Below are 24,086 nucleotides of genomic sequence, written 5' to 3' on the forward strand. Positions count from 1 at the left end.
AAGATTTCCATCCGACCTGGCATCCCTGGCACGTCGCTCGTCTGCGTTAGGGTCAGGCGCATTCGATCGCATCGGCGCACCGGCAACCAAGACGCCGGTGTTGCTGCATGCTTGAATGGCTGCGAACGACCCAACAGCCACGTGCCGATGCAAGGCTCAGGGCCGGGGCAGGGCGTTCACGTGATCACTCTGTCGCGAACCGGGAGCTGCTGCGTCGTTGCTGCCGGACGGGCCGCCGCGACGCGCTCGGGGATGCGTCATGCCAGGCAGGCCCGATTGCACAGCCCGGATCGTTGTGGGAGTAGAATGAATCCAACGCGATTTCATCCATCGTTCTAAATATCGAAAGAACATGCACGATCTCAACGACCTGTACTACTTTGCGATGGTGGTCGATCACGGCGGTTTCGCCGCCGCCGAGCGCGCCCTGGGCATTCCCAAGTCGCGCCTGAGCCGCCGCATCAGCCAGCTGGAAACCGATCTGGGCGTGCGCCTGCTGCAGCGCTCCACGCGCCGCTTCGCGGTCACCGACCTGGGCATGAGCGTGCATCGCCACGCGCAGACGATGCTGGCCGAGGCGCAGGCCGCGCGCGAGGTGGTGGATCGGCTCAGCGCCGAGCCGCGCGGTCTGGTACGGGTCAGCGTGCCGGTGTCGCTGGCGCAGATGCAGCTGCCCAAGCTGCTGCCGATGTTCCTCGACCAGTACCCGAAAGTGCGCCTGCAGTTGAACATCAGCAACCGCCGCGTGGACATCATCAACGAAGGCTACGACGTCGCGCTGCGGGTGCGCTCGCGCCTGGACGACGACGGCAGCCTGGTGATGCGCAGCTTCGGCCAGGTGCAGGAACTGCTGGTCGCCAGCCCCAAGTATCTCGACCGCGCCGGGCGTCCCAAGGATCCGGAAGAGCTGGCCTCGCACGTGACCTTGAGCATCAGCGAGGACGAGGCGCGGCAACGCTGGGAACTGCACGGACCGGCCGGCGAAGTGCGCCGCGTCGACCTGCAGCCGCGCGTGGCCGGCTTCGATTTCCCGTTGCTGCAGTCGATGGTCAAGGACGGTTTCGGCATCACCTTGCTGCCCGAAACGGTCTGCGCCGACGCGGTGCGCAACGGCGAACTGGAAGTGGTACTGCCGGAATGGTCGCTGCCGCAGGGCATCTGTCACGCCGTGTTCGCCTCGCGCCGCGGCCTGTTGCCGGCGGTGCGCGTGTTCATCGACTTCCTCGCCGAGCACCTGCCGCGCCAGATCGAGGCCTCGCGCCTGGACTGCAGCGGCTGCCCGGAGCGGATCAAGGTCAAGCATTCGACCCTGGGCGCGATGGCGGTCGAGGCCGGCTGAGCAAAACCGGCGCGGTCGTGCGAAAATGCGCGGCAGCAGCGCTACGCCAACGCTGTGAGCCGTTCTAATCAGTTGCAAGCGCATGCCAGGCAATCTGGCATGCAGCGTGAAGTGGTGTAGTCGCAATCGGAGAGATGGCCGAGCGGTTTAAGGCACCGGTCTTGAAAACCGGCGAAGGGTCAAACCTTCCGTGGGTTCGAATCCCACTCTCTCCGCCAGTCGGTTCGACCCTGTTTCTTCGACAAGCGCCGAGCGCGCCCTTTGCGCGTGCGATTGCGCTGGTTGCATGCGCCATGCACGCCTGACATGTGGTCGTTGTGGAGCGTCAGAAAATTCCGCTTCGGTACGGCGTACAACTGTTGCATCGAAACTCGGATTTCGGGTCGAGCGAGGTCAGGAAAATCTGACCCGACATCAGGCTTTGTCCTGATAACGTTGTCGCGGGTTGGCCGCGATACTGCGCTTGCCTGACGCAGGTACCGCCGCGCTTTCCTAGAGGAGCGAACAGGCTGGTCACTCGCCCTGCGTGCCGAGCCTTGAGTAAGCTCGGTGTGGTGTTTTTTTCAGCATGATGACAGTGCGGCGTGGCTAGCTGAGCAGGCTGTGAAGTCTGGATGATTTTGTCTACAAATTGTAGTTGCCCTGAACAATTCACGCCGCTAGTCTGACTATGCGGCGTTCGCTGCGTTGGGGTTATACGAGATGGCCATTAGAGTTTTTTTGGTCGACGATCACGCTCTTGTCCGTACCGGCATGAAGCTGATCCTTTCGAATCAGACCGATATCGAGATCGTCGGTGAGGCCGAGAGCGGCGAGGCCGCGATGCCGCAGATCCGCCAGCTCAAGCCGGACATCGTGCTCTGCGATCTGCACATGCCTGGCGTCAGCGGGCTCGAGGTCACCGAGCGCATCGTCAAGGGCGATCACGGCACCAAGGTCATCATCGTGTCGGTGCTGGAGGACGGTCCGCTGCCCAAGCGCCTGCTCGAGGCCGGTGCGTCCGGCTATGTGGGCAAGGCCGGCGACGCGCAGGAGCTGTTGCGCGCGGTGCGCGACGTGGCGATGGGCAAGCGCTATCTCGGTGCCAACATCGCGCAGAACCTGGCACTGGCCAATCTGGAAGGCGGCGGTTCGCCGTTCGATGCGCTGTCTCCGCGCGAACTGGAAGTCGCGCTGCTGCTAACCCGCGGACTGCGTCAGGAAGACATCGCCAAGCGTTTGAGCCTCAGCGCCAAGACGGTCAACACGCACAAGGCGCGGCTGTTCGAGAAGGTCGGCATCCACGACAACATCGCGCTGGCGCGGCTGGCGACACAGTACGGTCTGCTGGATCCGGCGCATCCGCTGTAGCGCCACGGATTTTCCTTGCGCAAAGGAAAGCGACCTGACGGGTCGCTTTTTTTGTGTCCGGCGTGTGCATGCGGTGCCGTCGGACGTCGCCAGTTTGCAGGGTTTGCTTCGGGTGTCCGCCCCCGGCATCATCCGCGGCATGCAAATCGTTGCCTCCATCCTGTGGCGCAGGCTCGACGCACCGGGCCATGACGCTTGCCGGCTGCAGCGCAACGCCAGCGCATGGCAGCTCGACGGCGCCGCCGTGTTCCGCCTCGAACATGGCCGCATCGGCCAGTTGCAGTACCGCGTGCAATGCGATCTGCACTGGCACACGCAATGGGGCACCGTGCGCGGCTGGCTCGGCGGCGGGACGGTCGACCTCGCGATCGCGCGCGATGCGCGTGGCCACTGGACGCTCAACGGCCGGCCGGTGGCCGACGTGTCGCACTGCATCGACCTCGACCTCGGCTTCACGCCGGCCACCAACCTGCTGCAACTGCGCCGGCTCCGCCTGGCAGTGGGCGAGGGCGCCGACGCCCCGGCGGCCTGGGTCGACCTCGACGGCGGCGGCACGCTCAGCGAGCTCATGCAGCGCTACGCGCGCACCGCCGACGATGCCTACGCCTACCAAGCGAAGCGCTTCGGTTATTCGGCGACGCTGCATGCGACCGGCGAGGGCTTCGTGCGCGACTATCCGGGGCTCTGGACCGCAGAGGCCTGAGCGGTCGCTCCAACGGCGAGCGTCTCCCGCCATCGGTTCCCGATTCCGTGTTCGGTCCGCTCCGATCGCGTGCGCCCAAGCTGCCCACGGCCAAGATGTGGTGCGCGAATAGAGATGGATCCACGCCCAGACAAAAAAAGCGGCCCGAAGGCCGCTTTTTTCTGCTGCGAAGAACGGCGCCGGATCAGCTGGCGCGTTCCTTGTGCTCCTTGTCGTCGTCGCTTTCGCCTTCGCCGGACTTGCTGGCATGCGGCTGGTGCTGAGCGACGCTGACCGGCGCGTCTGCCGGAGCAGCGGGCGGCGCATCGAACAGGCCATTGCCAGCCGCAGCGGCAGGTGCCGGTTCGGCATCGCCGACGTGGCGGCTTTCGGCGCTGTCCCTGTCCGACACCGGAGCAGCAGCGACCGGCGCGTGCACCTGCGTCGGTTCGACCGCGGCGGCCGGCTGCTCTTCATGGAAGACGTCCAGCAGGGTGGTCTGCACCGGTACGTAAGCCGGCTTGCTGGGCGCTTCTTCCTCGGCGAGCGGTTGCTGCGTCGTGGTCGTGGCGTCCTGCTGCGGCTTGCTGTCTGTCGTGGATGCCGTGACCGGTTCCGCGACCGGCGCGGCCGGCGCTGCAACAGTCTCCATTCCGGCGTCGCGCCTGGTCGTGGCGGCCGGGACGGGCTGCTCGACGATCGGCGCCGGTGTCGGCTGCAGTGCGTCCTCGATGGTTTCCGGAGACGCCGTTGCGGAAGCGGCCGACTCGGTGACGATCGACGGAGCAGGCTCCGCGGCAGTCGCGGCCTCGGAACGCGCCGCTGGCGCCTCGGCGACGACGGACGGCAGCGGTGCCGCCGCTACCGGCGCCACCGTTTCCGCCTGCGCGGTACCGACCGATGCTGCGTCGACCGCCGCCGTCTCGGCAACGGAAGGCGTGGTTGCGATCGCTGCGGCTGCGGCCACCGGCGCGGCCTGCACCTGCACGGTGCGGTCCTCGGTCTGCGGCGCTGCGGTTGCGGCGACCGGTGCGACCTGCTGCGCGGGGGCAGTATCGCCCTCGGCCTGCGGCACCACGCTTGCAGCTGCGACGACCGGCGCCGGGGCGCTGGCGGCCTGCTCGTGACGCGGCGGCCGCGGCTCGCGCTTCTCCCGCGGCGCACGCGGCGCTTGCTGCGGCTTGGCCTCGGCGGCCTCGGCGGGCGCTGCGTCGTCGTCGAAGTCGAACTCCGGCTGGCTGCGGCTCGGCGCCGGCGCGGTTTCGCCGTCGCCGTCGCTGTCGCCGGCATCCAGGTCGTTGTCGTCGAACGCTGCACCCTCGCTGCCGCTGCCGGCTTCGCCATTGCCGCGACGACGGCGACGGCCGCCACGACGGCCGCGGCGGCGGCGGCCACCGGCCTCGCCATTGGCGTCGTCGGCTTCGCCGTTCTCGCCGACCGGTACGGCCTGCGCGGTTTCCGCAACGCTCTCGCGCTCGTCGACGCCTGCCGGTGCCGGGTTCGGCTGTGCCGTCACCGGAGTCGAGGCCGTGGTGTTGGCCTCGCTGGCCGGCGCATCGCCGCTCAGCGCGACGGCACCGCCGGCCACGGCAGCGGCCGCGATCGTGGTGGCGTCCTGCGTTGCGGCGGCAGGTGCGGTAACGGGCTTGGCCGCGACTTCATCCTGGCGCGGCTGACGCTGCGGCTTGTCGCCCTGCAGGGCGGCCTGCGCCGGATCCTGCTGCGGCTTGGGCTGGCGCGGCGGGTTCTGCGGCTGCTGCTGCTTCGGCGCCTTCGGCTGCTGCTGCGGGTTCTGTTGCTGCGGCTTGGCCTGCTGTGGCGCCTGCTCGTTGCGCGGCGGCTTGGGCGCAAGGTTCTGCTGGCCGCCCTGCGGGTTGCCGCCGCCGTTGCCTGGACGACGCTCGTCGCGGCGCACGTTGCCGCCGTTGCCGCGCGCGGCATTGCCGCCCTGGCCGCCGTTGCGGTTGCCGCCGTCGCGACGCGCGTTGCGGTCGCCGCGGTCGTTGCGGTTGCGGTTGCCGTCATGGGCACGCTGGCGTTGTGCCGGCTCGCTCGCGGCCGGGGCCGGCGCCGGGCTTTCGCCGGCACCGAAGATCCGCTTCAGCCAGCCGACCACGCCGGTGGCCGGAGCCGCGACCGGGGCGGGCGCCGGTGCCTGGACCTGCACGGGCGCAGCGACCGGTTCCGGTGCCTCGACCACTTCGCGCACCGGGGCCGGCTGCGAGTGCTTCACGTTGGTCACCGCCGGCGCCGGAATATTCAGCTGCGCCTTGGTCAGCGCATGCACCGGCAGCTTGCGCGGGGTGTTGCGCTGGTAGCTGGGCTTGGCGCTTTCCTCGCCGAGCTCGTTCTCGCGCAGGCGGGTCACTTCGTAGTGCGGGGTGTGCAGCTGCTCGTCGGCGACGATGACGATCGGCGCGTCGTGGCGCTTCTCGATCTCGCTGAGCGCGCGGCGCTTCTCGTTGAGCAGGTAGTTGGCGATCTCCACCGGGGCCTGCACCAGCACCTGTCCGGTGTTCTCCTTCATCGCATGCTCTTCGGCGACGCGGATGATCGACAGCGACATCGACTCGACGCTGCGCATGCGGCCATGGCCGTCGCAGCGCGGACACACGATCTGGCTGGACTCGCCCAGCGACGGACGCAGGCGCTGGCGGCTCATTTCGAGCAGGCCGAAGCGCGAGATGCGGCCAATCTGCACCCGCGCGCGGTCGTACTTGAGCGCGTTCTGCAGGCGATTCTCGACCTCGCGCTGGTGCTTGTTGGAGGCCATGTCGATGAAGTCGATGACCACCAGGCCGCCGAGGTCGCGCAGGCGCAGCTGGCGCGCCACCTCTTCGGCGGCCTCCAGGTTGGTCTGGAACGCGGTGTCCTCGATGTCGCTGCCCTTGGTCGCGCGCGAGGAGTTGACGTCCACCGCGGTCAGCGCTTCGGTCTGGTCGACCACGATCGAGCCGCCGGACGGCAGGCGCACGCTGCGCTCGTAGGCCGCCTCGATCTGCGATTCGATCTGGAAGCGGTTGAACAGCGGGATGTCGTCGGTGTAGTGCTTGAGCTTGCGCAGGCTCTGCGGCATCACCTGCTGCATGAACTCCTGGGCATCGCCGTACATCTCGGGGGTATCGACCAGGATCTCGCCGATATCGGCGCGCAGGTAGTCGCGCAGGGCGCGGATGATCAGCCGCGATTCCTGGTAGATCAGGAACGGCGCCGGCTTGGCCAGCGCGGCCTCGGCGATCGACTTCCACACCTGCAGCAGGTAGTCCAGGTCCCACTGCAGTTCTTCGGCATCGCGGCCGACGCCGGCGGTGCGGATGATCACGCCCATGTCGTCGGGGATATTCAGCTTGTCCAGCGCTTCCTTCAGCGCGGCGCGGTCCTCGCCCTCGATCCGGCGCGAGACGCCGCCGGCGCTGGGCGAGTTCGGCATCAGCACCATGTAGCGCCCGGCCAGCGAGATGAACGTGGTCAGCGCGGCGCCCTTGTTGCCGCGTTCTTCCTTGTCCACCTGGACCACCACCTCCTGGCCCTCGCGCAGCAGTTCGCGGATCGTCGCCTTGTTGTGGTCGACGCCGGCCTGGAAGTAGTCGCGGGAGATTTCCTTCAGCGGCAGGAAGCCGTGGCGCTCGCCGCCGTATTCGACGAAGGCGGCTTCGAGCGAGGGTTCGAGCCGTGTGATCCGGCCCTTGTAGATGTTGGACTTCTTCTGTTCCTTGGACGGCTGCTCGATGTCGATGTCGTACAGGGTCTGGCCGTCCACGATGGCCACACGCAGTTCTTCCGCCTGCGTGGCGTTGATCAGCATTCGCTTCATTGTTGCGTTCCTCGCGCTGCTACCGCGCGGAACGCCATGGGGTTTCGCTTCTGGTCACGCTTCGCCGCCCATCGCGCAGGCGCGGGGAGGGCGGCTTGGGTTTCCAGCGCTACGACACCACGGCGAGCCGCGGGAGCGCTTCTTTCTTTTAGGTGGTTCAGGACCGGCGGCGACTCCAGCCAGGCTGGGCGCCGCACGGGGCATGTTCAGCGCGGACGCTTGTGGCATCCGGCGATGGCCGGGTAGGCCGGTGAGCCGCTAACATGGCCGCCCCGGGGGCGGTGGTCGCGCACTGTGCCGGAATCGTCGCAAGCCGGGCTTCTGGCCCTGAGCTAACTTCCAACGAAATCAAACCCTTATCTCGCCCCCCGAGTGTAACAGAATAAACTGCCTGATGACTTCTTCCCCGATCCCTCCCAAGCCGCGCGACGTCGCAACCAGCGCGGTGCGCATTCTCAAGGTCCCGGAAGACAGGGCTGGACAGCGTGTAGACAATTTCCTGCTCGGCCAGCTCAAGGGCGCCCCGCGCAGCCTGATCTACAAGCTGATGCGCAGCGGCCAGGTCCGGGTCAACGGCGGCCGCACCAAGGCCGAGCGCAAGCTGGAGGCGGGCGACGAGGTGCGCATCCCGCCGGTGAAGCTGCACGAGGAGGGCGAGAAGACCGCGCCGCCGGACGCGTTCATGGCCCGGCTGGAGGCGGCGATCGTCTATGAGGACGCCCGCTTGCTGGCGCTGAACAAGCCGTCCGGGGTCGCCAGCCATGGCGGCAGCGGGATCAGCTTCGGCGCGATCGAGACCTTGCGCGCCCTGCGCCCGAACCAGACCCTGGAACTGGTGCACCGGCTCGACCGCGACACCTCCGGGCTGCTGATCGTGGCCAAGAAGCGCTCGGCGCTGACCGAGATGCAGGCGCTGATGCGCGAGGACGACCGGGTCGAGGGCCGCGGCATCAGCAAGCGCTACCTGACCCTGCTGGTCGGGCGCATGCCCGACGGGGTGATGAGCGTGGATGCGCCGCTGCACATCGGCCTGCGCCAGGGCGGCGAGCGCCATGTGCAGGTGAACGCGGCCGGCAAGGAGTCGCTGAGCCATTTCCGGGTGCTGGAGCGGCGCGGCGGGCATTCCTATTGCGAGGTGCGGATCGAGACCGGCCGCACCCACCAGATCCGCGTGCATGCCCAGCACCTGGGGCATGCGGTCGCCGGCGACGACAAGTACGGCGATCCGGCGGTCAACAAGCGCCTGCGCGAGCAGATCGGGCTCAAGCGCCTGTTCCTGCATGCCGCGTCGCTGGAATTCACTCTCGACGGCGGCAAGACCCCGTATCTGCTGAATGCGCCGCTGGCCGACGAACTGGCCGAGGCGCTGAGCCGCCTGGGCGGCTGAGCCAGGCGCGGACGGGCGGCGGTGTGTACGCCGCCCGCCGGTGCCGTCTATCCGTTGTGCTTTTCGTGGTCGTGCTCGTGGTGCGGCTCGGAATGCGCTTGTGGCGGACGCGAAGCGGGGCGCGGCTCGGTCGCGTGCATCGGCTGCGGCCGCGGCGATGCGACCCGCGCCATGCGCTGCTCCTGCATCGGCGGCCGCTGCTGTTCCTGTCGCGACATGGCCTGAACGCGCTCAGGGAACTCGCGCATCGGTGCCTCCCGGTGCGCGGGTGCCGGCTGCTGCGCATTGAACGCGGCGAACTGGTGCGGCGCCTGCCGTGCCGGCTCGGGCTGGGCGAATCGGGCCTGCTGCGCACGCGGATCCTCGTGGTGCGGTGCCGGCATCGACATCGCCCGCGGCTGTGCGGCATGCGCCATCTGCATGTTTCCCATCGGCATCGGCGCGTTGGCGCGCGGCGCCTGCGGCATGTCGCGGCGCGGCGCTGCGGCAGCGTTGGCCATCGGCATGGCATGGCGGGAATCGGCCGCGGACATCGGCATCGGCGCGTGCGGCGGTTGCGCGAAGGGCGGCTGCGCACGCGCATCGCGTGCGGCACTCATTGCGTTCGGGCCGTTCAGCCCGGGCAGCGGCGACCGCTGCGCCGCATTGGCCACGACCGGACGACCCGGCTGCAGCATCCGTTCGTTGAAATGCGGCGTGGACAGCTGTGCATAGTCGACTGGGTGGCGCGCCGCCGCCGCCGGTGCGAACTGCGGCGTGGGGCCGCGCGGGTTCTGGGCCAGATGCGGCGCCAACGCGGCAGTGGCGGCCGCCGCAGGCATCGCCGCCAGCGCTGCCCGCTGCGGGAAGCTGCGGTTGTCGTTGTGCACGAAGCTGCGCGCGTCGATCCGGTTGTTGCTGATGTTATTGGTGATGTTGTTATTGATGATGGTGGTACGCGGCGCGTACACGCGGTTCTGGTAGACCACGTAGTGCGGTGCCGAGGGCGGGGCGTTCCAGTTCATGCCCCAGCTGTTCCAGCCCCAGCGGTGCCAGGCCGGTTCCGGTTCCAGCCAGCCCAGCGGGCCGTGGTGATGGTGTTCCAGCGCGTCGCCGACCAGCACGCCGACGCCGAAGGAGATGATGCCGGCGGTCACCAGATCGCCTTCGCTGTAGTACCGCGGACGGTAGCGGTACTCGCGGTACACGTCGACCGGGGCGCCGTAGACCACGTCCGGATCGTAGCGCGGCACATAGACGACATCCGGCTGCGCCGGTTCGATGACGATGGTCTGGCGCGGCGGCGGGATCCGCTCGTCTTCATAGGCCGGTTCCACCACTGTGCGTTGCACCACCTGCACCCGTTGTTGCGGCGTGCTGCGCAGATGGCCCTGCGCCTGCGCCCGCCCGCGCATGACCTGGATCGCGTCGAGCACCTCGTTGGGGTCGTGCGCATAGGCATCGCCGAGCGCACGGGTCCAGTCGCCGTTGCTGGCCAACTGCTCGATCACGTCGGGAAAGGCGATCAGCGCCTTGACGCTGGGATCCCATGGCTGCGCTGCCGCCGCCTGCAGACGGTCCGCCGCGGCCAGGCCGCTGTTGCTATGCAGCCAGCCCTGGGCATCGCCGACCTGGTCCGGATACACCGAGGCGGCCAGGGTCTGCGCGAGCAGCTTGTCGGGAAACAGCGCGATCGGCGCGACCAGCTTGTACAACTGATCGGCGCTGGGCGGCACGTAGGGTGCGGGCGCGGCGGCGGTCGCCGCGGCCGGTGCCGGTGCCGGTGCAGGCGTCGGTTGCTGTTGGCACGCACTCAGCGCCAGCACGCTCACCGCGGTGACCAGCGCCAGCGTCAACTTCGTTGATGGCAGGGAGCGGATATCCATGCTGCACCTTTTCGACGTGGTGTTCGGAAGTTGCGCGCAGGATGCTCTGTGTTGCATGTCTGCAAGCTTTCTGCGAAGCGCTGCAACACGGGCGCGCCAGCGTTCGTTCAGCCGGGCCGCCGCTGCCGGCTCAGGGCGTGGTGGACAGGCGGAACAGCACCAGGCTCAGCGCCAGCGTGGCCATGCCGGCGACCAGTCCGTACACGGTTTCGTGGCCCTTTGCGTAGCGCTTGGCCGCCGGCAGCAATTCGTCCAGGGCCAGGAACACCATCACCCCGGCGATGACCCCGAACACCGAGCCGAAGATCGCCTCGGACAGGAATCGCGACAGCGCCACGTAGCCGATGATCGCGCCGATCGGCTCGGCCAGGCCCGACAGCAGGCTGGCGGCGAAGGCATAGGATTTGCGCCCGGTGGCGTAATGCACCGGCACCGCGATGGCGATGCCTTCGGGGATGTTGTGCACGGCGATCGCGAACGCCAGCGGCATGCCCACGGTGGGGCTTTCCAGGGTGGCGAAGAAGGTCGCCAGGCCTTCCGGAAAGTTGTGCGCGGTGATCGCCACCGCGGTCAGCAGGCCGACGCGCTTGACGTAGGCGCGGTTGTCGGCGCGGAACAGCGGGTCCTGGGCATTGAGGCTTTCGTGCGGATTGGGTACCAGCCGGTCGATCACCACGATCAGCGCCATGCCGGCCAGGAACGCCAGCGTGGCATAGGCGTAGCCCAGGCGCGGATCGAACGCGTGGCTGAAGGAGGCGACCGACTTGCCGAGGATCTCGGTCAGCGACACGTACACCATCGCGCCGCCGGCGAAGGCCAGGCCGAAGGCGAGCAGGCGCGGATTGGGGCCTTTGGTGAACAGCACCAGCACACTGCCCAGGCCGGTGGCCAGGCCGGCGGCCAGGGTCACCGCCAAGGCGATCCATACGTTGTGCGACGGAATATCCAGCATGCGCCAGGCGGCTCCTGTGTCGAGACGGGGATGGAGACAGGGATGAAAGCGGGCGCGAGGCTGGCGGAATGTGAAGGCGGCGTACCGCCAAGGCCGGCGGCGCGCGCAAGCGGCCCGCGGGCCGCGTTCAGCTGGAGTGGTGCGCCTGCGCGTCGAGCGCGAAGCAGCGGTCCGGCCGCGGTTGCGGCGGATTGAAGTTGACCGGCACCTGGATCGTGCGCGGCACCGCCTTGCCGTCGCGCGTGGCGGGCTTGAAGATCCACTCGCGCACCCGCTGCTGCGCCGACGCGTCGAGTTTGGGCTGGCCGCTGCTGCTGACCAGCTGCACGTCGGTGGGCTTGCCCTGCACGCCGACCACCACGCTCAGCACTGCCTTGCCGCCGAGCCCGGCGCAGGCCAGTTCGATCGGGTAGTCCGGCGGCGGGGTCTGCACCGCGGCGACTTCGGTCGGCGCGGCGGCCACGCTCTGGGTCTGCGATTGCCCGGACTTGCCGCAGCCGCCGAGCAGCAGGACGGCAGCGAGCGGCAGGCAGGAGGCGGCGAGGATGGAACGGCGGGATGCGGCAGGCATGGGGATCATTCCGGTAGGGCCGAGGCTTTGGCGGCGCAGATGAAGTCGTTTTCGCTGAGGCCGCCGACGTCGTGGGTGGAATAGCGCACCACCACGCGGTCGTAGTGCACGCCCAGGTCGGGGTGGTGGTCTTCGCGGTGCGCGATCCAGGCCAGCGCGTTCACGAACGCCAGGGTGCGGTAGTAGTCGGGGAAGCGGAACGTGCGGCTGATCGCCATGCCGTGTTCGACCAGCTCCCAGCCGGGCACCTGCGGCAGCAATTCGGCCAGGCGCGCCTGGGTGAGCTTGTATTCGTTGCCCTTGCAGGGCGAGCAATGGGCCTGTGCGAGCGGGATCAGGTCGTTCATTGTTGGAGCCTCCGCGGCAGGCTGGCTGAACGCGCCGCCGATGGGAAAAGTTCGCGATGAGCCGGTCGCGTGGAAGCGTTAGAATAACCGCATGATCCAGATCTCCGACAACGCGCAGACCCATTTCCGCAAACTGCTCGAACGCGAGGCCGTGCCCGGCATGGGCGTGCGCCTGAGCGCGGTCGATCCCGGCACCGCACGCGCCGACGCGCGGCTGGAGTTCGCCGAGCCGGCGGACCTGGCTGGCGACGAATGGGCGATCGACTGCGCCGGCTTCACCCTGTATGTGGCCGCCGACAGCGTCGGCTGGCTGGACGGCGCCGAGATCGACTACGTCACCCAGGGCACCGGCCAGCAATTGACGATCAAGGCGCCGAAGATCAAGGGCGAGGCGCCGGGCGAGGCCGCCTCGCTGGTCGAGCGGGTGCGCTGGGTGGTCGAGAACGAGGTCAATCCGCAGCTGGCCCAGCACGGCGGCCGCGTGGCGGTGCAGGAAGTGTCGGCCGAGGGCGTGGTGCTGCTGCGCTTCGGCGGCGGCTGCCACGGCTGCGGCATGGCCGACGTGACCCTGAAGCAGGGTATCGAGAAGACGCTGATGGGACGCGTGCCGGGCATCACCGCCGTGCGCGACGCCACCGACCACGACAGCGGCAGCGCCCCGTACATCCCGCGCGATTCCGCGGCCTGATTCCTCCGCTACGCCGGTGACGCGCGCCGCCGACATCCTCGCCGCGCTGTTGGCGCGCTCGCCGCGCAAGCTGCTGCGCGATCGCCGCACCGGCCTGCCGTACGGCTGGGCGCACTGGATCTCCTCGCAGCCGGTCAAGCCGCGTCCGTTCGTCTCCTCCGAGTTGATCGCGGCGTTGCCGCAACCGGTGCCGGCACCGACCTCGCGCCTGCCCGCACTGAGTCCATGGCAGGCATTCCGCCGCCTGTGGTGGCAGGACTGGGACCCGGCCCCGTACGACCAGCGCTGGTGGCGGCGGATCGCGGCACTGGTCAGCCTGGCCTTGCATCTGCTGTTCGCGCTGTTCCTGCTGTGGGTCGCCTTCGTGCGCCTGTTGCCGCCGCGCCCGGACGCGAGCGAGGCCGGGCGCGTGCAGGTGGAATTCGTCGGCCGCGGCACGCCGGCCGAGACCGGTGGCGGCGCGGACGCGCAAGACCCGGCGGCCGCAGCCGCCGCGCAAGCCGCAGCGGCGAGTGCGCAGCGGGCAGCGGCGACGACTGCCGTCACCCAGCCCAAGACCGCAGCCGTGGCGCCGGCCGCCTCCGCCACGCCAGCGGCGAGCACCGCGCAGGCGGTGTCCAGTCCCCCACCGCCGCCGCCGGATCAGCCGCTGCAGGTCACGGAGACCACGCAGCCGAGCAGCGATTTCGTGCTGCCGCCGCCCAGCGTGCGCGAACCGACGCTGACCCTGCGCGAGATCGCGCCGCCGAGCGTGCAGGTGCCGGAGCGCGAAGTCGAAGTGGTCACCGAGATTCCGACGGTGGCGCAGATCCGTCCGCGCGAAGTGCCGGTGCCGCGCCCGTCGGAACCCCAGTTGCAGGTACGCGAGCGCGAAGTGCCCGAGCCGCTGCCGCAGGTCCAGGTGCAGATGCCGCAGATCCGCGCGCGCGATCCCGCACCGACGCTGCGCACGCCGGAGGCGCCGCAGGTGCGGCAGATCGAACTGCCGACGCCTGCAACGGCGGCGACGCCGACGCCGCCAGCGGCGGTGCAGCCCGAGGTGCCGGCAAGCGCATCGGCAACTGGCGCGGCCTCGGCGCAGGCGGCGGCCCAGACCAGCGCCGCGGTGCAAGGCAAGGCCGAGTCGCGAACGCCAGCTGGCAGCGGTGCCGCGCCGCCGGGCAGCCAGGCCGCCGCGCCGGGCAGTGGTCCGGCGGCGGTCGCGCACGACGGCGGCTGGGCGACGCCGCAACGCGGCGACGTCTGGGGCGCTTCGGCGCGCAACCGCGCCGGCGACGCCGGAGCCGGCGCCAGCCAGCGCAATGGCATGTTCAACGGCGATGGCAGCGTGCGCGTGCCTGGCGGCGAAGGGCAAGGCAAGGCGCCGCCGCGCGGCGCGCCCGGCAGCGAGACCGACAGCTGGTCGCGCGACCAGATCGCCAACGCCGGGCAGTGGCTCAAGCGTCCGCCGTACGACTACAAGCCGACCTCGTTCGACAAGTATTGGTTGCCGAACGCGACGCTGCTGGAAGAGTGGGTGCGGCGCGGCATCAAGACCGTCAACATCCCGATTCCCGGCACCACCAGCAGCATTTCCTGCGTGGTCTCGATCCTGCAGCTGGGCGGCGGCTGCGGCATCACCGATCCGAACCTCAACGACCAGCCCGCCGGCGCTCGGCCGCCGCCGGCGGTGCCGTTCAAGCCGGGCCTGCAGGAAGACAACGGCAGCGTGAAGTAGGCGCCGGGAGTTCGCGCATCTGCGCTGTGGCGTCCAGCCAGCCGTGATTGCCCGGCACGCATGCGGCAGCGATTCGCCAACATGCAGACGCCTGCCTCCTGCATTCTGCAGGCGCGGCCATCTTGCTGATGCGGCCATCCTGCAGGTACGGCTTCAGCCGCGACAGAATCTATCGGTAAATGCCTGTCGCGGCTGAAGCCGCTCCTACAGAACTCGCGGCCGACGGGTTGAATGCACAGTAGGAGCGGCTTCAGCCGCGACCGATCGCCGAAACCGGCTTAACGCCGGATTGCGTTCGCCGCGGCTACAGAAGAGTGGCTCGCCGCCGACATGCGGGCGATCGCGCTCAATCCAGATGCGCACACACCGCCTCGCCGATCTCGGCCGGTCCGGCACGAAGCCGGGCACCTGACGCCGGCTATGCCGCGTTTGGCGTGCGGACTTGCGGTGGAAACCGGTGCCGGCAAGATGCCGGCGCCGCGATCACTTCACGCCGTGCAGGTCGCGCAGCTGGGTGGCGCGCGATCCGAAATACGCCGCCAGGTCGGCGATGTCCTGGTCGCTGAGTGGCGCCGCCTGCGGGGTCATCAGCGGATGCTGGCGATCGCCGGCACGGTACGCCTGCAGGGCATGCGCGACATAGTCGCCGTACTGGCCGCCGAGCTTGGGGTAGCTCGGGTCGATCGGCGCGTTGCCGTCGGCGCCGTGGCAGTCGATGCAGCTCTGCCCGGTGGCCTTGCCCTTGGCGTGGGCCAGTTTCTCGCCGGCGGCGGCGCGCCCGCTCGGCAGGCCGGCGGACGAGCCGGACCCATGTTCGCCACTGGCGTGGCCGGGGTCGCCGGCGGACTGGCTGGTGGATTCCACCTGCGATTGCGAACACGCCCCCAGGCACAGGGCAGCAAGCAGGACGATGGCGGGACGCAATGCGTGCGCGGCTTTCGGCATGGGATGGCTACTTGAGGGTGGTCAGGTAAGCGGCGATGTCGGCGATGTCCTGGTCGGAGAAGCTCTCCGCCTGGGCCTGCATGGTCGGATGCTTGCGCTTGCCGAGCCGGTATTCGGTCAGCGCCTGGGTCAGGTACTGCGCCGACTGGCCGCCGATCTTGGGAACGCGGTAGCTCGGGTAGGCATTCTTGTAGCCGGTGACGCCGTGGCAGCCCTGGCAGGTATAGGTCAGCAGTCTGCCGTTGTCGGCATGGCCGACGGCGGCAGCGGGCGCCGCCGGGGCGGCGGCTGGGGCGGGAGCGGCGGGCGCCGGCGCGGTCTGCGCCGCGGCCGGGGCAACCCCGAGAGAAACGAGTACGGCCAAAGCAAAACAAGCGGCTAGCGGCTGCGTGCGCATGGTTTCGTGGTCCGGAGGACGGGACTGGGAGTTCCGGCGTGGGGGAACACGGAACGACCCGAGTATAGCCTGGCCTTTCGCGGCTCCGAAACAGGCCTTGGGAATCCTCCACGCCGCACCGTGCGGTGGACCATGACCTTTGGCTCATTCACCTGGGCGTCATCAGGTGATCTACTTACCTACAACACCATTCACGCCATCCACCAGGGACACGACGATGACGCGATATTCCACGCGCCGACGCACCGCCAGCTGCGCCGCCGCGCTGTTGATCACCTCCACGCTGTTGCTCGGCGGCTGCAAGCCGGCGGCCGGCGATGCGCAGGCCAAGGCCAAGGAGGCCGAGAAGGCGCCCGACGCGGTCCCGGTCGAGGTGGCCAAGGCCAGCCGGCGCGCGGTGGCGGCCAGCTACAGCGGCACCGCGGCGCTGGAGGCGCGCGCCGAATCGCAGGTGGTAGCCAAGACCTCCGGCGTGGCGCTGGCGGTGCTGGCCGAGGATGGCCAGCAGGTCCGCGCCGGGCAGCCGCTGGTGCGGCTGGATCCGGACCGCGCGCGGCTGGCGGTGGCGCAGAGCGAGGCGCAGCTGCGCAAGCTGGAGAACAACTACCGGCGCTCGGAGCAACTGGTCGGCCAGCAACTGGTCAGCGCCGCCGATGTCGACCAGATCAAGTACGACCTGGCCAACGTGCGCGCGCAGCACCAGCTGGCGTCGCTGGAGCTGTCCTACGCGACGGTGGTCGCGCCGATCTCCGGAGTGATCGCGTCGCGTTCGATCAAGACCGGCAACTTCGTGCAGATCAATACGCCGATCTTCCGCATCGTCGACGACTCGCGCCTGGAAGCCACGCTCAACGTGCCGGAGCGCGAGCTGGCCACGCTCAAGGCCGGGCAGCCGGTGACGCTGCTGGCCGATGCCCTGCCGGGCAAGCAGTACCTCGGTAAGGTCGATCGCATCGCGCCGGTGGTGGATTCGGGCAGCGGCACGTTCCGCGTGGTGTGCGCGTTCGAGGAAGGGGCCGAAGCCTTGCAGCCTGGCATGTTCGGGCGCATCCGCATCGACTACGACCAGCGCGCCGATGCGCTGGTGGTGCCGCGCCTGGCGCTGCTCGACGACGGCGAGCCGGCGGTGTTCCGGGTCAGTGCCGGCAAGGTCACGCGGGTGCCGGTCAAGCTGGGCTACTCCGAAGGCCCGTGGGTGGAGATCCGCGACGGCCTGCAGCCCGGCGACCAGGTGGTCACCGCCGGCAAGGTCGCCTTGCGCGACGGCAGCCGCGTGCAGGTGATCGCGCCGCAGCGCGAGGTCGCCGAGGTCGGCGGCGGCGCCGCGGTCGGAGCGCACTGATGACCAGCGCCGGTTCCGATCACGGCAGCGATCCGCACGAACATTCGCCGCCGGGCGTGCGCGGCGGTGGGCTGGTCGAATTCGCCACGCGCCGCCGCGTCACCATCGCGATGGCCACGGTGACGCTGCTGCTGTTCGGCGTGATCGCGCTGAACAGCCTCAAGGTCAACCTGCTGCCCGACCTGAGCTATCCGACCCTGACCGTGCGCACCGAGTACACCGGCGCGGCGCCGTCGGAGATCGAGACGCTGGTGACCGAGCCGGTCGAGGAAGCGGTCGGCGTGGTCAAGAACCTGCGCAAGCTCAAGTCGGTGTCGCGCACCGGGCAGAGCGACGTGGTGCTGGAGTTCGCGTGGGGCACCAACATGGACCAGGCCAGCCTGGAGGTGCGCGACAAGATGGAGGCGCTGGAGCTGCCGCTGGAAGCCAAGGCGCCGGTACTGCTGCGCTTCAATCCGTCCACCGAGCCGATCATGCGCCTGGTGCTGGCGAGCAAGGCGACGCCGGCCAGCGACGCCGATGCGGTGCGCGCGCTGACCCAGTTGCGCCGCTATGCCGACGAAGACCTGAAGAAGAAGCTGGAGCCGGTGGCCGGCGTGGCCGCGGTCAAGGTCGGCGGCGGGCTGGAAGACGAGATCCAGGTCGACATCGACCAGCAGCGGCTGGCGCAGCTGAGCCTGCCGATCGACAACGTCATCACCCGGCTCAAGGAAGAGAACATCAACATCTCCGGCGGGCGCCTGGAGCAGGGCTCGCAGCGCTACCTGGTGCGCACGGTCAACCAGTTCGTGGATCTGGACGAGATCCGCAACCTGCTGCTGACCACGCAGGGCGCGGGCAGCAGCGCCGCCGACTCGGCGATGCAGCAGATGTACGCGATCGCCGCCTCGACCGGCTCGGAAGCGGCGCTGGCCGCGGCCTCGGCGGCGCAGAGCGCCTCGTCCAGTTCCACCACCACCATCGCCAACGGCATGCCGGTGCGGCTGAAGGACGTGGCCGAGGTGCGCCAGGGCTACAAGGAGCGCGAGGCGATCATCCGCCTGGGCGGCAAGGAAGCGGTGGAACTGGCGATCTACAAGGAAGGCGACGCCAACACCGTGTCCACCGCGGCGGCGTTGCGCAAGCGCCTGGAGCAGCTGAAGACGCAGATCCCGCCGGACGTGGAACTGACCACGCTGGAAGACCAGTCGCGCTTCATCGAGCACGCCATCGGCGACGTCAAGAAGGACGCGGTGATCGGCGGCCTGCTGGCGATCCTGATCATCTTCCTGTTCCTGCGCGACGGCTGGAGCACGTTCGTGATCAGTCTGTCGCTGCCGGTGTCGATCGTGGCCACGTTCTTCTTCATGGGCCAGCTCGGGCTGAGCTTGAACGTGATGTCGCTGGGCGGACTGGCGCTGGCCACCGGGCTGGTGGTGGACGATTCGATCGTGGTGCTGGAGAGCATCGCCAAGGCGCGCGAGCGCGGCCTGAGCATCCTCGATGCGGCGATCGCCGGCACCCGCGAGGTGAGCATGGCGGTGGTCGCCTCGACCCTGACCACGATCGCGGTGTTCCTGCCGCTGGTGTTCGTCGAGGGCGTGGCCGGACAGTTGTTCCGCGATCAGGCCCTGACCGTGGCGATCGCCATCGCGATCTCGCTGGTGGTGTCGATGACCCTGATCCCGATGCTCAGTTCGCTGAAGGGACGCCCGCCGCTGGCGTTCCCGCCCGAACCCGAGCAGCCGCAATGGCAGCCGCAGCGCGGCTGGCTGAAGCCGGTGGCGTGGGGCCGGCGCGGTGCCGCCGCGGCGGTGCGCGGCGGTTTCTTCGGCGTGGCGTGGCTGGTGGTGCGGCTGTGGCGCGGCGGCGTGGCGGTGATCGCGCCGGTGATGCGCAAGGCCAGCGACCTGGCGATGGCGCCGTATGCGCGCGCCGAACGCGGCTATCTGCGGTTGCTGCCGGGCGCGTTGGCGCGGCCGTGGCAGGTGCTGGGACTGGCTGCGCTGGCATTCGCGGCGACCTTGGCGGTGGTGCCGATGCTCGGCGCCGACCTGATCCCGCAGTTGGCGCAGGACCGCTTCGAGATGACGGTGAAGCTGCCGGCCGGCACGCCGTTGCGGCAGACCGATGCGCTGGTGCGCGAACTGCAGGAAACCCACGGCAAGGACGCCGGCGTGCAGGCGCTGTACGGCGTCAGCGGCAGCGGCACGCGGCTCGATGCCAGCCCCACCGAGAGCGGCGAGAACATCGGCAAGCTGACCATCGCCATGGCCGGCGGCGGCAGCGCGCAGTTCGAGGCGCAGCAGAGCGACCGCATGCGCGCCACGATGCGCAAGCATCCGGGCGTGCAGGTCGGTTTCAGTCGCCCGGAACTGTTCAGTTTCTCCACGCCGCTGGAAATCGAGCTGCGCGGGCAGGACCTGGAGACGATCCAGCACGCCGGCCAGAAGCTGACCGCGATGTTGCGCGGCAATGGCCACTACGCCGACGTGAAATCGACGGTGGAAGAGGGTTTCCCGGAAATCCAGATCCGCTTCGACCAGGAACGTGCCGGTGCGCTGGGCCTGACCACGCGGCAGATCGCCGACGTGGTGGTGAAGAAGGTGCGCGGCGACGTCGCCACCCGCTACAGCTTCCGCGACCGCAAGATCGACGTGCTGGTGCGCGCGCAGCAGAGCGACCGCGCCAGCGTCGACAGTATCCGCCGGCTGATCGTCAATCCCGGCAGCAGCAAGCCGGTGACGCTGGATGCGGTCGCCGACGTGGTCGCCACCACCGGTCCCAGCGAGATTCACCGCGCCGACCAGATCCGCGTGGCGATCGTGTCGGCCAACCTGCGCGACATCGACCTGGGCGGCGCGGTGCGCGAGGTGCAGGACATGGTCGCGCGCGAGCCGCTCGGTGCCGGCGTCGGCATGCACATCGGCGGGCAGGGCGAGGAACTGGCGCAGTCGGCCAAGTCGCTGCTGTTCGCGTTCGGCCTGGCGATCTTCCTGGTGTACCTGGTGATGGCCTCGCAGTTCGAATCGCTGCTGCACCCGTTCGTGATCCTGTTCACCATCCCGCTGGCGATGGTCGGCGCGGTGCTGGCGCTGCTGCTGACCGGCAAGCCGGTGTCGGTGGTGGTGTTCATCGGCCTGATCCTGCTGGTCGGGCTGGTGACCAAGAACGCGATCATCCTGATCGACAAGGTCAACCAGCTGCGCGAAGAGGGCGTGGCCAAGCGCGAGGCGCTGATCGAGGGCGCGCGCTCGCGTTTGCGGCCGATCATCATGACCACGCTGTGCACGCTGTTCGGCTTCCTGCCGCTGGCGGTGGCGTCGGGCGAGGGCGCCGAAGTGCGCGCGCCGATGGCGATCACCGTGATCGGCGGCCTGCTGGTGTCCACGCTGCTGACGCTGGTGGTGATTCCGGTGGTCTACGACCGCCTGGATCGTCGCGCCGACGGCTATTACGCCGAGCGCGGGCAGCGCGCGCGGCGGCGTCTGGAAGGGCTTGGCCAGGGCGCAGGCGACGGCGCGGGTGAACGGGCATGAGCGTCGCCGAGTTCAGCATCCGCCGTCCGATCACCACCATCATGTGCTTCGTGTCGCTGGTGGTGGTCGGATTGATCGCGGCGTTCCGGTTGCCGCTGGAGGCGTTGCCGGACATCTCCGCGCCGTTCCTGTTCGTGCAGTTGCCCTACAGCGGCTCGACCCCGGACGAGGTCGAACGCAACCTGGTGCGGCCGACCGAGGAAGCGCTGGCGACGATGACCGGGATCAAGCGCATGCGCTCGACCGCGACCGCCGACGGCGCCAACATCTTCATCGAGTTCTCCGATTGGGATCGCGACATCGCCATCGCCGCCTCCGACGCGCGCGAGCGCATCGACGCGATCCGCGCCGACCTGCCCGACGACCTGCAGCGCTACCACGTGTTCAAGTGGTCCAGCAGCGACGAGCCGGTATTGAAGGTGCGCCTGGCTGGCGCGGCCGACCTGACCGGCGCCTACGACATGCTCGACCGCGAGTTCAAGCGGCGCCTGGAACGCATCCCCGGCGTGGCCAAGGTGGAAGTGTCCGGCGCGCCGCCGAACGAGGTGGAGATCGCGATCGCGCCGGACCGGCTCAGCGCGCACAACCTCAGCCTCAACGATCTCAGCGAGCGCCTGGGCAAGCTCAATTTCTCGCTGTCGGCCGGGCAGATCGACGACCACGGCCAGCGCCTGCGGGTGCAGCCGGTCGGCGAACTGCGCGACCTGCAGGAACTGCGCGACCTGGTCATCGACAACAAGGGCCTGCGCCTGGGCGATATCGCCGACATCCGGTTGAAGCCGACCCGGATGAACTACGGCCGGCGCCTGGACGGGCGCCCGGCGGTGGGCCTGGACGTGTACAAGGAACGCAGCGCCAACCTGGTCGAGGTGTCGCGCGCGGTGCTGGCCGAGGTGGAGCAGATCCGCACCCAGCCGGCGCTCAGCGACGTGCAGGTCAAGGTCATCGACAACCAGGGCAAGGCGGTGACCTCGTCGCTGACCGAACTGGCCGAGGCCGGCGGGGTCGGCCTGCTGCTGTCGGTGACGGTGCTGTTCTTCTTCCTGCGCCACTGGCCGTCGACGCTGATGGTGACCCTGGCGATCCCGATCTGCTTCACCATCACCCTGGGCTTCATGTACTTCGCCGGGGTGACCCTCAACATCCTGACCATGATGGGCCTGCTGCTGGCGGTGGGCATGCTGGTGGACAACGCGGTGGTGGTGGTGGAGAGCATCTACCAGGAACGCGAGCGCATGCCGGACCAGCCGCAGCTGGCATCGATCATCGGCACCCGCAATGTGGCCATCGCGCTGTCGGCCGGCACCCTGTGCCACTGCATCGTGTTCGTGCCGAACCTGTTCGGCGAAACCAACAACATCAGCATCTTCATGGCGCAGATCGCGATCACCATCTCGGTGTCGCTGCTGGCCTCGTGGCTGGTGGCGGTGAGCCTGATCCCGATGCTGTCCGCGCGCATGCGCACGCCGGCGCTGGTCCGCTCCGAGCGCGGCCTGATCCCGCGCCTGCAGCGCCGCTATGCCCGCGTGCTGCGCTGGTCGCTGGCCCATCGCGGTTGGAGCGTGGCCGCGATCGCGCTGATCACCGCGCTCAGCGTGGTGCCGATGCTGCAGACCAAGAAGGACATGTTCGGCGGCGACGGCGGCGAGCAGATCTTCATCGGCTACCAGTGGAAGGGGTCGTATACGCGCGAGCAGCTGTCCACCGAGGTCGCCAAGCTCGAACGCTTCATCGACGCGCGCCGCCAGCGCTACCACGTCACCCAGGTGTATTCGTGGTTCAGCGAAGTGGAAGGCAGCAGCACCACGCTGACCGTGGACCTCAAGCAGGTGCGCGACCTGCAGGCGCTGATCGAGCAGATCCGCAAGGAGCTGCCGCGCTCGGCGCTGGCCGACTACAGCGTCGGCAGCAACGGCAACGGCAATGGACAGGGCAGCGGCGCGCAGAGCGTGCAGGTGCAACTGGTCGGCGATTCCACCCAGACGCTGCGCGCGATCGCCGACGACGTGGTGCCGCTGCTGGCGCGGCGCAAGGAATTGCGCGACGTGCGCGTGGACACCGGCGACCGCACCACCGAGCTGGCGGTGCGGGTGGATCGCGACCGCGCCTCGGCGTTCGGCTTCAACGCCGAGCAGGTCGCCAGCTTCGTCGGCCTGGCGCTGCGCGGCGCCTCGCTGCGCGAGTTCCGCCGTGGCGACAACGAGGTGCCGGTGTGGGTCCGCTTCGCCGGCGCCGAGGAGACCACGCCCGAGGACCTGGACAGCTTCAACGTGCGCACCAAGGACGGGCGCAGCGTGCCGTTGCTGAGCCTGGTGGACGTGCAGACGCGGCCGGCGGCGACCCAGATCGGGCGCACCAACCGGCAGACCACGCTGACCATCACCGCCAACCTCGGGGTCAAGGTCACGCCGGCGGAGGCCAAGCAGGCGATGGAGGACACGCTCAAGGGCGTCAGCTTCCCGGCCGGCTACCACTACAGTTTCGATGGCGCCGATGGCCAGGACGAGGACAAGGCCGGCCAACAGATGATGTTCAATCTGCTGATCGCGCTGTTGATGATCTACGTGGTGATGGCCGCGGTGTTCGAATCGCTGCTGTTCCCGGCGGCGATCATGAGCGGCGTGCTGTTCTCGATCTTCGGCGTGTTCTGGCTGTTCTGGATCACCGGCACCAACTTCGGGATCATGGCCTTCATCGGCATCCTGGTGCTGATGGGCGTGGTGGTGAACAACGGCATCGTGATGATCGAGCACATCAACAACCTGCGCCGGCGGGGCCTGGGCCGCACCGAGGCGCTGGTGGAAGGGTCGCGCGAGCGCTTGCGGCCGATCATGATGACCATGGGCACCGCGATCCTGGCGATGGTGCCGATCTCGCTGACCACCACCCAGATGTTCGGCGACGGCCCGGCCTACTACCCGATGGCGCGCGCGATCGCCGGCGGCCTGGCGTTCTCCACCGTGGTCAGCCTCCTGTTCCTGCCGACCATCTACGCGATCCTCGACGATCTCAGTGGCGGCGTGGCGCACCTGGTACGCCGCGCCCGTGGCGGCCGCGGCGTGCCGGCGCCGCAGCTGTCCTGACCAAGGCAGATGTGCCGCGCGCCGGAATGGCTCGCGCGCTCGTCGCCTGCGGCATATCGTGCAAAAACTTGTGGGAGGGGCATCAGCCC

The 24,086-nt window shown here is 69.1% G+C and carries 16 protein-coding genes and 1 tRNA gene; 10 read left to right on the plus strand and 7 right to left on the minus strand.

Going from position 1 to position 24,086, the window contains the following annotated elements:
• Positions 1-352: 352 nt before the first annotated feature.
• The 4 genes from H9658_RS01650 (at position 353) to H9658_RS01665 (ending at position 3,392) form a co-directional block, all read left to right on the plus strand.
• Positions 353-1,339, plus strand: a complete 987-nt coding sequence (locus H9658_RS01650; RefSeq protein ID WP_179564979.1) for a LysR family transcriptional regulator — start codon at positions 353-355, stop codon at positions 1,337-1,339.
• A 128-nt stretch (positions 1,340-1,467) separates the two neighbouring features.
• Positions 1,468-1,557, plus strand: a tRNA-Ser gene (locus H9658_RS01655).
• A 484-nt stretch (positions 1,558-2,041) separates the two neighbouring features.
• Positions 2,042-2,689, plus strand: coding sequence for a response regulator (locus tag H9658_RS01660; protein WP_145706360.1), 648 nt, complete (start codon positions 2,042-2,044; stop codon positions 2,687-2,689).
• Positions 2,690-2,762: 73 nt separating this feature from the next.
• Entirely contained in the window at positions 2,763-3,392 is a 630-nt protein-coding gene (locus H9658_RS01665; RefSeq protein ID WP_318241161.1) for a putative glycolipid-binding domain-containing protein, read from the plus strand.
• Positions 3,393-3,576: 184 nt separating this feature from the next.
• Here H9658_RS01665 and H9658_RS01670 read toward each other — a convergent pair whose 3' ends face one another.
• The gene (locus tag H9658_RS01670; protein ID WP_191824122.1) at positions 3,577-7,185 is read right to left on the minus strand and encodes an Rne/Rng family ribonuclease; all 3,609 of its coding nucleotides are present in this window, start codon (positions 7,183-7,185) and stop codon (positions 3,577-3,579) included.
• A gap of 394 nt (positions 7,186-7,579) precedes the next feature.
• Here H9658_RS01670 and H9658_RS01675 point away from each other — a divergent pair, with 394 nt between their 5' ends.
• Positions 7,580-8,572, plus strand: coding sequence for an RluA family pseudouridine synthase (locus H9658_RS01675; protein WP_179564973.1), 993 nt, complete (start codon positions 7,580-7,582; stop codon positions 8,570-8,572).
• Positions 8,573-8,619: 47 nt separating this feature from the next.
• Here the strand turns inward: H9658_RS01675 and H9658_RS01680 are convergent, their stop codons facing one another.
• From H9658_RS01680 to H9658_RS01695, 4 genes are all read right to left on the minus strand, one after another.
• Positions 8,620-10,437, minus strand: a complete 1,818-nt coding sequence (locus H9658_RS01680) for a DUF3300 domain-containing protein (protein WP_191824123.1) — start codon at positions 10,435-10,437, stop codon at positions 8,620-8,622.
• Positions 10,438-10,567: 130 nt separating this feature from the next.
• The gene (gene zupT / locus H9658_RS01685) at positions 10,568-11,389 is read right to left on the minus strand and encodes a zinc transporter ZupT (protein WP_191824124.1); all 822 of its coding nucleotides are present in this window, start codon (positions 11,387-11,389) and stop codon (positions 10,568-10,570) included.
• A gap of 127 nt (positions 11,390-11,516) precedes the next feature.
• Positions 11,517-11,960 (minus strand): energy transducer TonB, encoded by a 444-nt coding sequence (locus H9658_RS01690; protein WP_225209664.1) that lies wholly within the window; start codon positions 11,958-11,960, stop codon positions 11,517-11,519.
• A gap of 5 nt (positions 11,961-11,965) precedes the next feature.
• The gene (locus H9658_RS01695; RefSeq protein WP_191824125.1) at positions 11,966-12,307 is read right to left on the minus strand and encodes a 4a-hydroxytetrahydrobiopterin dehydratase; all 342 of its coding nucleotides are present in this window, start codon (positions 12,305-12,307) and stop codon (positions 11,966-11,968) included.
• Between the two features lie 91 nt (positions 12,308-12,398).
• On the opposite strand from H9658_RS01695, the gene H9658_RS01700 reads away from it, so the two are divergent.
• Positions 12,399-12,995, plus strand: a complete 597-nt coding sequence (locus H9658_RS01700; protein ID WP_003468698.1) for an NfuA family Fe-S biogenesis protein — start codon at positions 12,399-12,401, stop codon at positions 12,993-12,995.
• Positions 12,996-13,011: 16 nt separating this feature from the next.
• Positions 13,012-14,712 carry a hypothetical protein gene (locus H9658_RS01705; protein WP_191824126.1) on the plus strand — a complete coding sequence of 567 codons (1,701 nt, stop codon included), beginning with the start codon at positions 13,012-13,014 and terminating at the stop codon, positions 14,710-14,712.
• Between the two features lie 483 nt (positions 14,713-15,195).
• On the opposite strand, the gene H9658_RS01710 is transcribed toward H9658_RS01705, so the two are convergent.
• Both H9658_RS01710 and H9658_RS01715 read right to left on the minus strand, forming a co-directional pair.
• Positions 15,196-15,657, minus strand: coding sequence for a c-type cytochrome (locus H9658_RS01710; protein ID WP_179564965.1), 462 nt, complete (start codon positions 15,655-15,657; stop codon positions 15,196-15,198).
• Between the two features lie 7 nt (positions 15,658-15,664).
• Positions 15,665-16,054: a c-type cytochrome gene (locus H9658_RS01715; RefSeq protein ID WP_179564963.1), complete on the minus strand. Its 390-nt coding sequence runs from the start codon at positions 16,052-16,054 to the stop codon at positions 15,665-15,667.
• A 217-nt stretch (positions 16,055-16,271) separates the two neighbouring features.
• On the opposite strand from H9658_RS01715, the gene H9658_RS01720 reads away from it, so the two are divergent.
• The 3 genes from H9658_RS01720 to H9658_RS01730 are packed head-to-tail and all read left to right on the plus strand — an operon-like array spanning position 16,272 to position 23,997.
• Positions 16,272-17,396 (plus strand): efflux RND transporter periplasmic adaptor subunit, encoded by a 1,125-nt coding sequence (locus tag H9658_RS01720; protein WP_191824127.1) that lies wholly within the window; start codon positions 16,272-16,274, stop codon positions 17,394-17,396.
• Positions 17,396-20,914, plus strand: a complete 3,519-nt coding sequence (locus H9658_RS01725; protein WP_191824128.1) for an efflux RND transporter permease subunit — start codon at positions 17,396-17,398, stop codon at positions 20,912-20,914. Before H9658_RS01720 ends, H9658_RS01725 begins: the two co-directional genes overlap by 1 nt.
• Entirely contained in the window at positions 20,911-23,997 is a 3,087-nt protein-coding gene (locus H9658_RS01730; protein WP_191824129.1) for an efflux RND transporter permease subunit, read from the plus strand. The genes H9658_RS01725 and H9658_RS01730 overlap by 4 nt, the downstream gene beginning before the upstream one ends.
• Positions 23,998-24,086: the final 89 nt, after the last annotated feature.

This window comes from Xanthomonas bonasiae, assembly GCF_014836395.1.
Lineage (GTDB): Bacteria > Pseudomonadota > Gammaproteobacteria > Xanthomonadales > Xanthomonadaceae > Xanthomonas_A > Xanthomonas_A bonasiae.

Bases quoted from the DNA above. Each gene is read 5' to 3' on its own strand.
- H9658_RS01650 (WP_179564979.1), top strand. From the start codon at position 353: ATGCACGATCTCAACGACCTGTACTACTTTGCGATGGTGGTCGATCAC.
- H9658_RS01660 (WP_145706360.1), top strand. From the start codon at position 2,042: ATGGCCATTAGAGTTTTTTTGGTCGACGATCACGCTCTTGTCCGTACC.
- H9658_RS01670 (WP_191824122.1), bottom strand. From the start codon at position 7,185: ATGAAGCGAATGCTGATCAACGCCACGCAGGCGGAAGAACTGCGTGTG.
- H9658_RS01675 (WP_179564973.1), top strand. From the start codon at position 7,580: ATGACTTCTTCCCCGATCCCTCCCAAGCCGCGCGACGTCGCAACCAGC.
- H9658_RS01680 (WP_191824123.1), bottom strand. From the start codon at position 10,437: ATGGATATCCGCTCCCTGCCATCAACGAAGTTGACGCTGGCGCTGGTC.
- zupT (WP_191824124.1), bottom strand. From the start codon at position 11,389: ATGCTGGATATTCCGTCGCACAACGTATGGATCGCCTTGGCGGTGACC.
- H9658_RS01690 (WP_225209664.1), bottom strand. From the start codon at position 11,960: ATGCCTGCCGCATCCCGCCGTTCCATCCTCGCCGCCTCCTGCCTGCCG.
- H9658_RS01695 (WP_191824125.1), bottom strand. From the start codon at position 12,307: ATGAACGACCTGATCCCGCTCGCACAGGCCCATTGCTCGCCCTGCAAG.
- H9658_RS01700 (WP_003468698.1), top strand. From the start codon at position 12,399: ATGATCCAGATCTCCGACAACGCGCAGACCCATTTCCGCAAACTGCTC.
- H9658_RS01710 (WP_179564965.1), bottom strand. From the start codon at position 15,657: ATGCCGAAAGCCGCGCACGCATTGCGTCCCGCCATCGTCCTGCTTGCT.
- H9658_RS01715 (WP_179564963.1), bottom strand. From the start codon at position 16,054: ATGCGCACGCAGCCGCTAGCCGCTTGTTTTGCTTTGGCCGTACTCGTT.
- H9658_RS01720 (WP_191824127.1), top strand. From the start codon at position 16,272: ATGACGCGATATTCCACGCGCCGACGCACCGCCAGCTGCGCCGCCGCG.
- H9658_RS01725 (WP_191824128.1), top strand. From the start codon at position 17,396: ATGACCAGCGCCGGTTCCGATCACGGCAGCGATCCGCACGAACATTCG.
- H9658_RS01730 (WP_191824129.1), top strand. From the start codon at position 20,911: ATGAGCGTCGCCGAGTTCAGCATCCGCCGTCCGATCACCACCATCATG.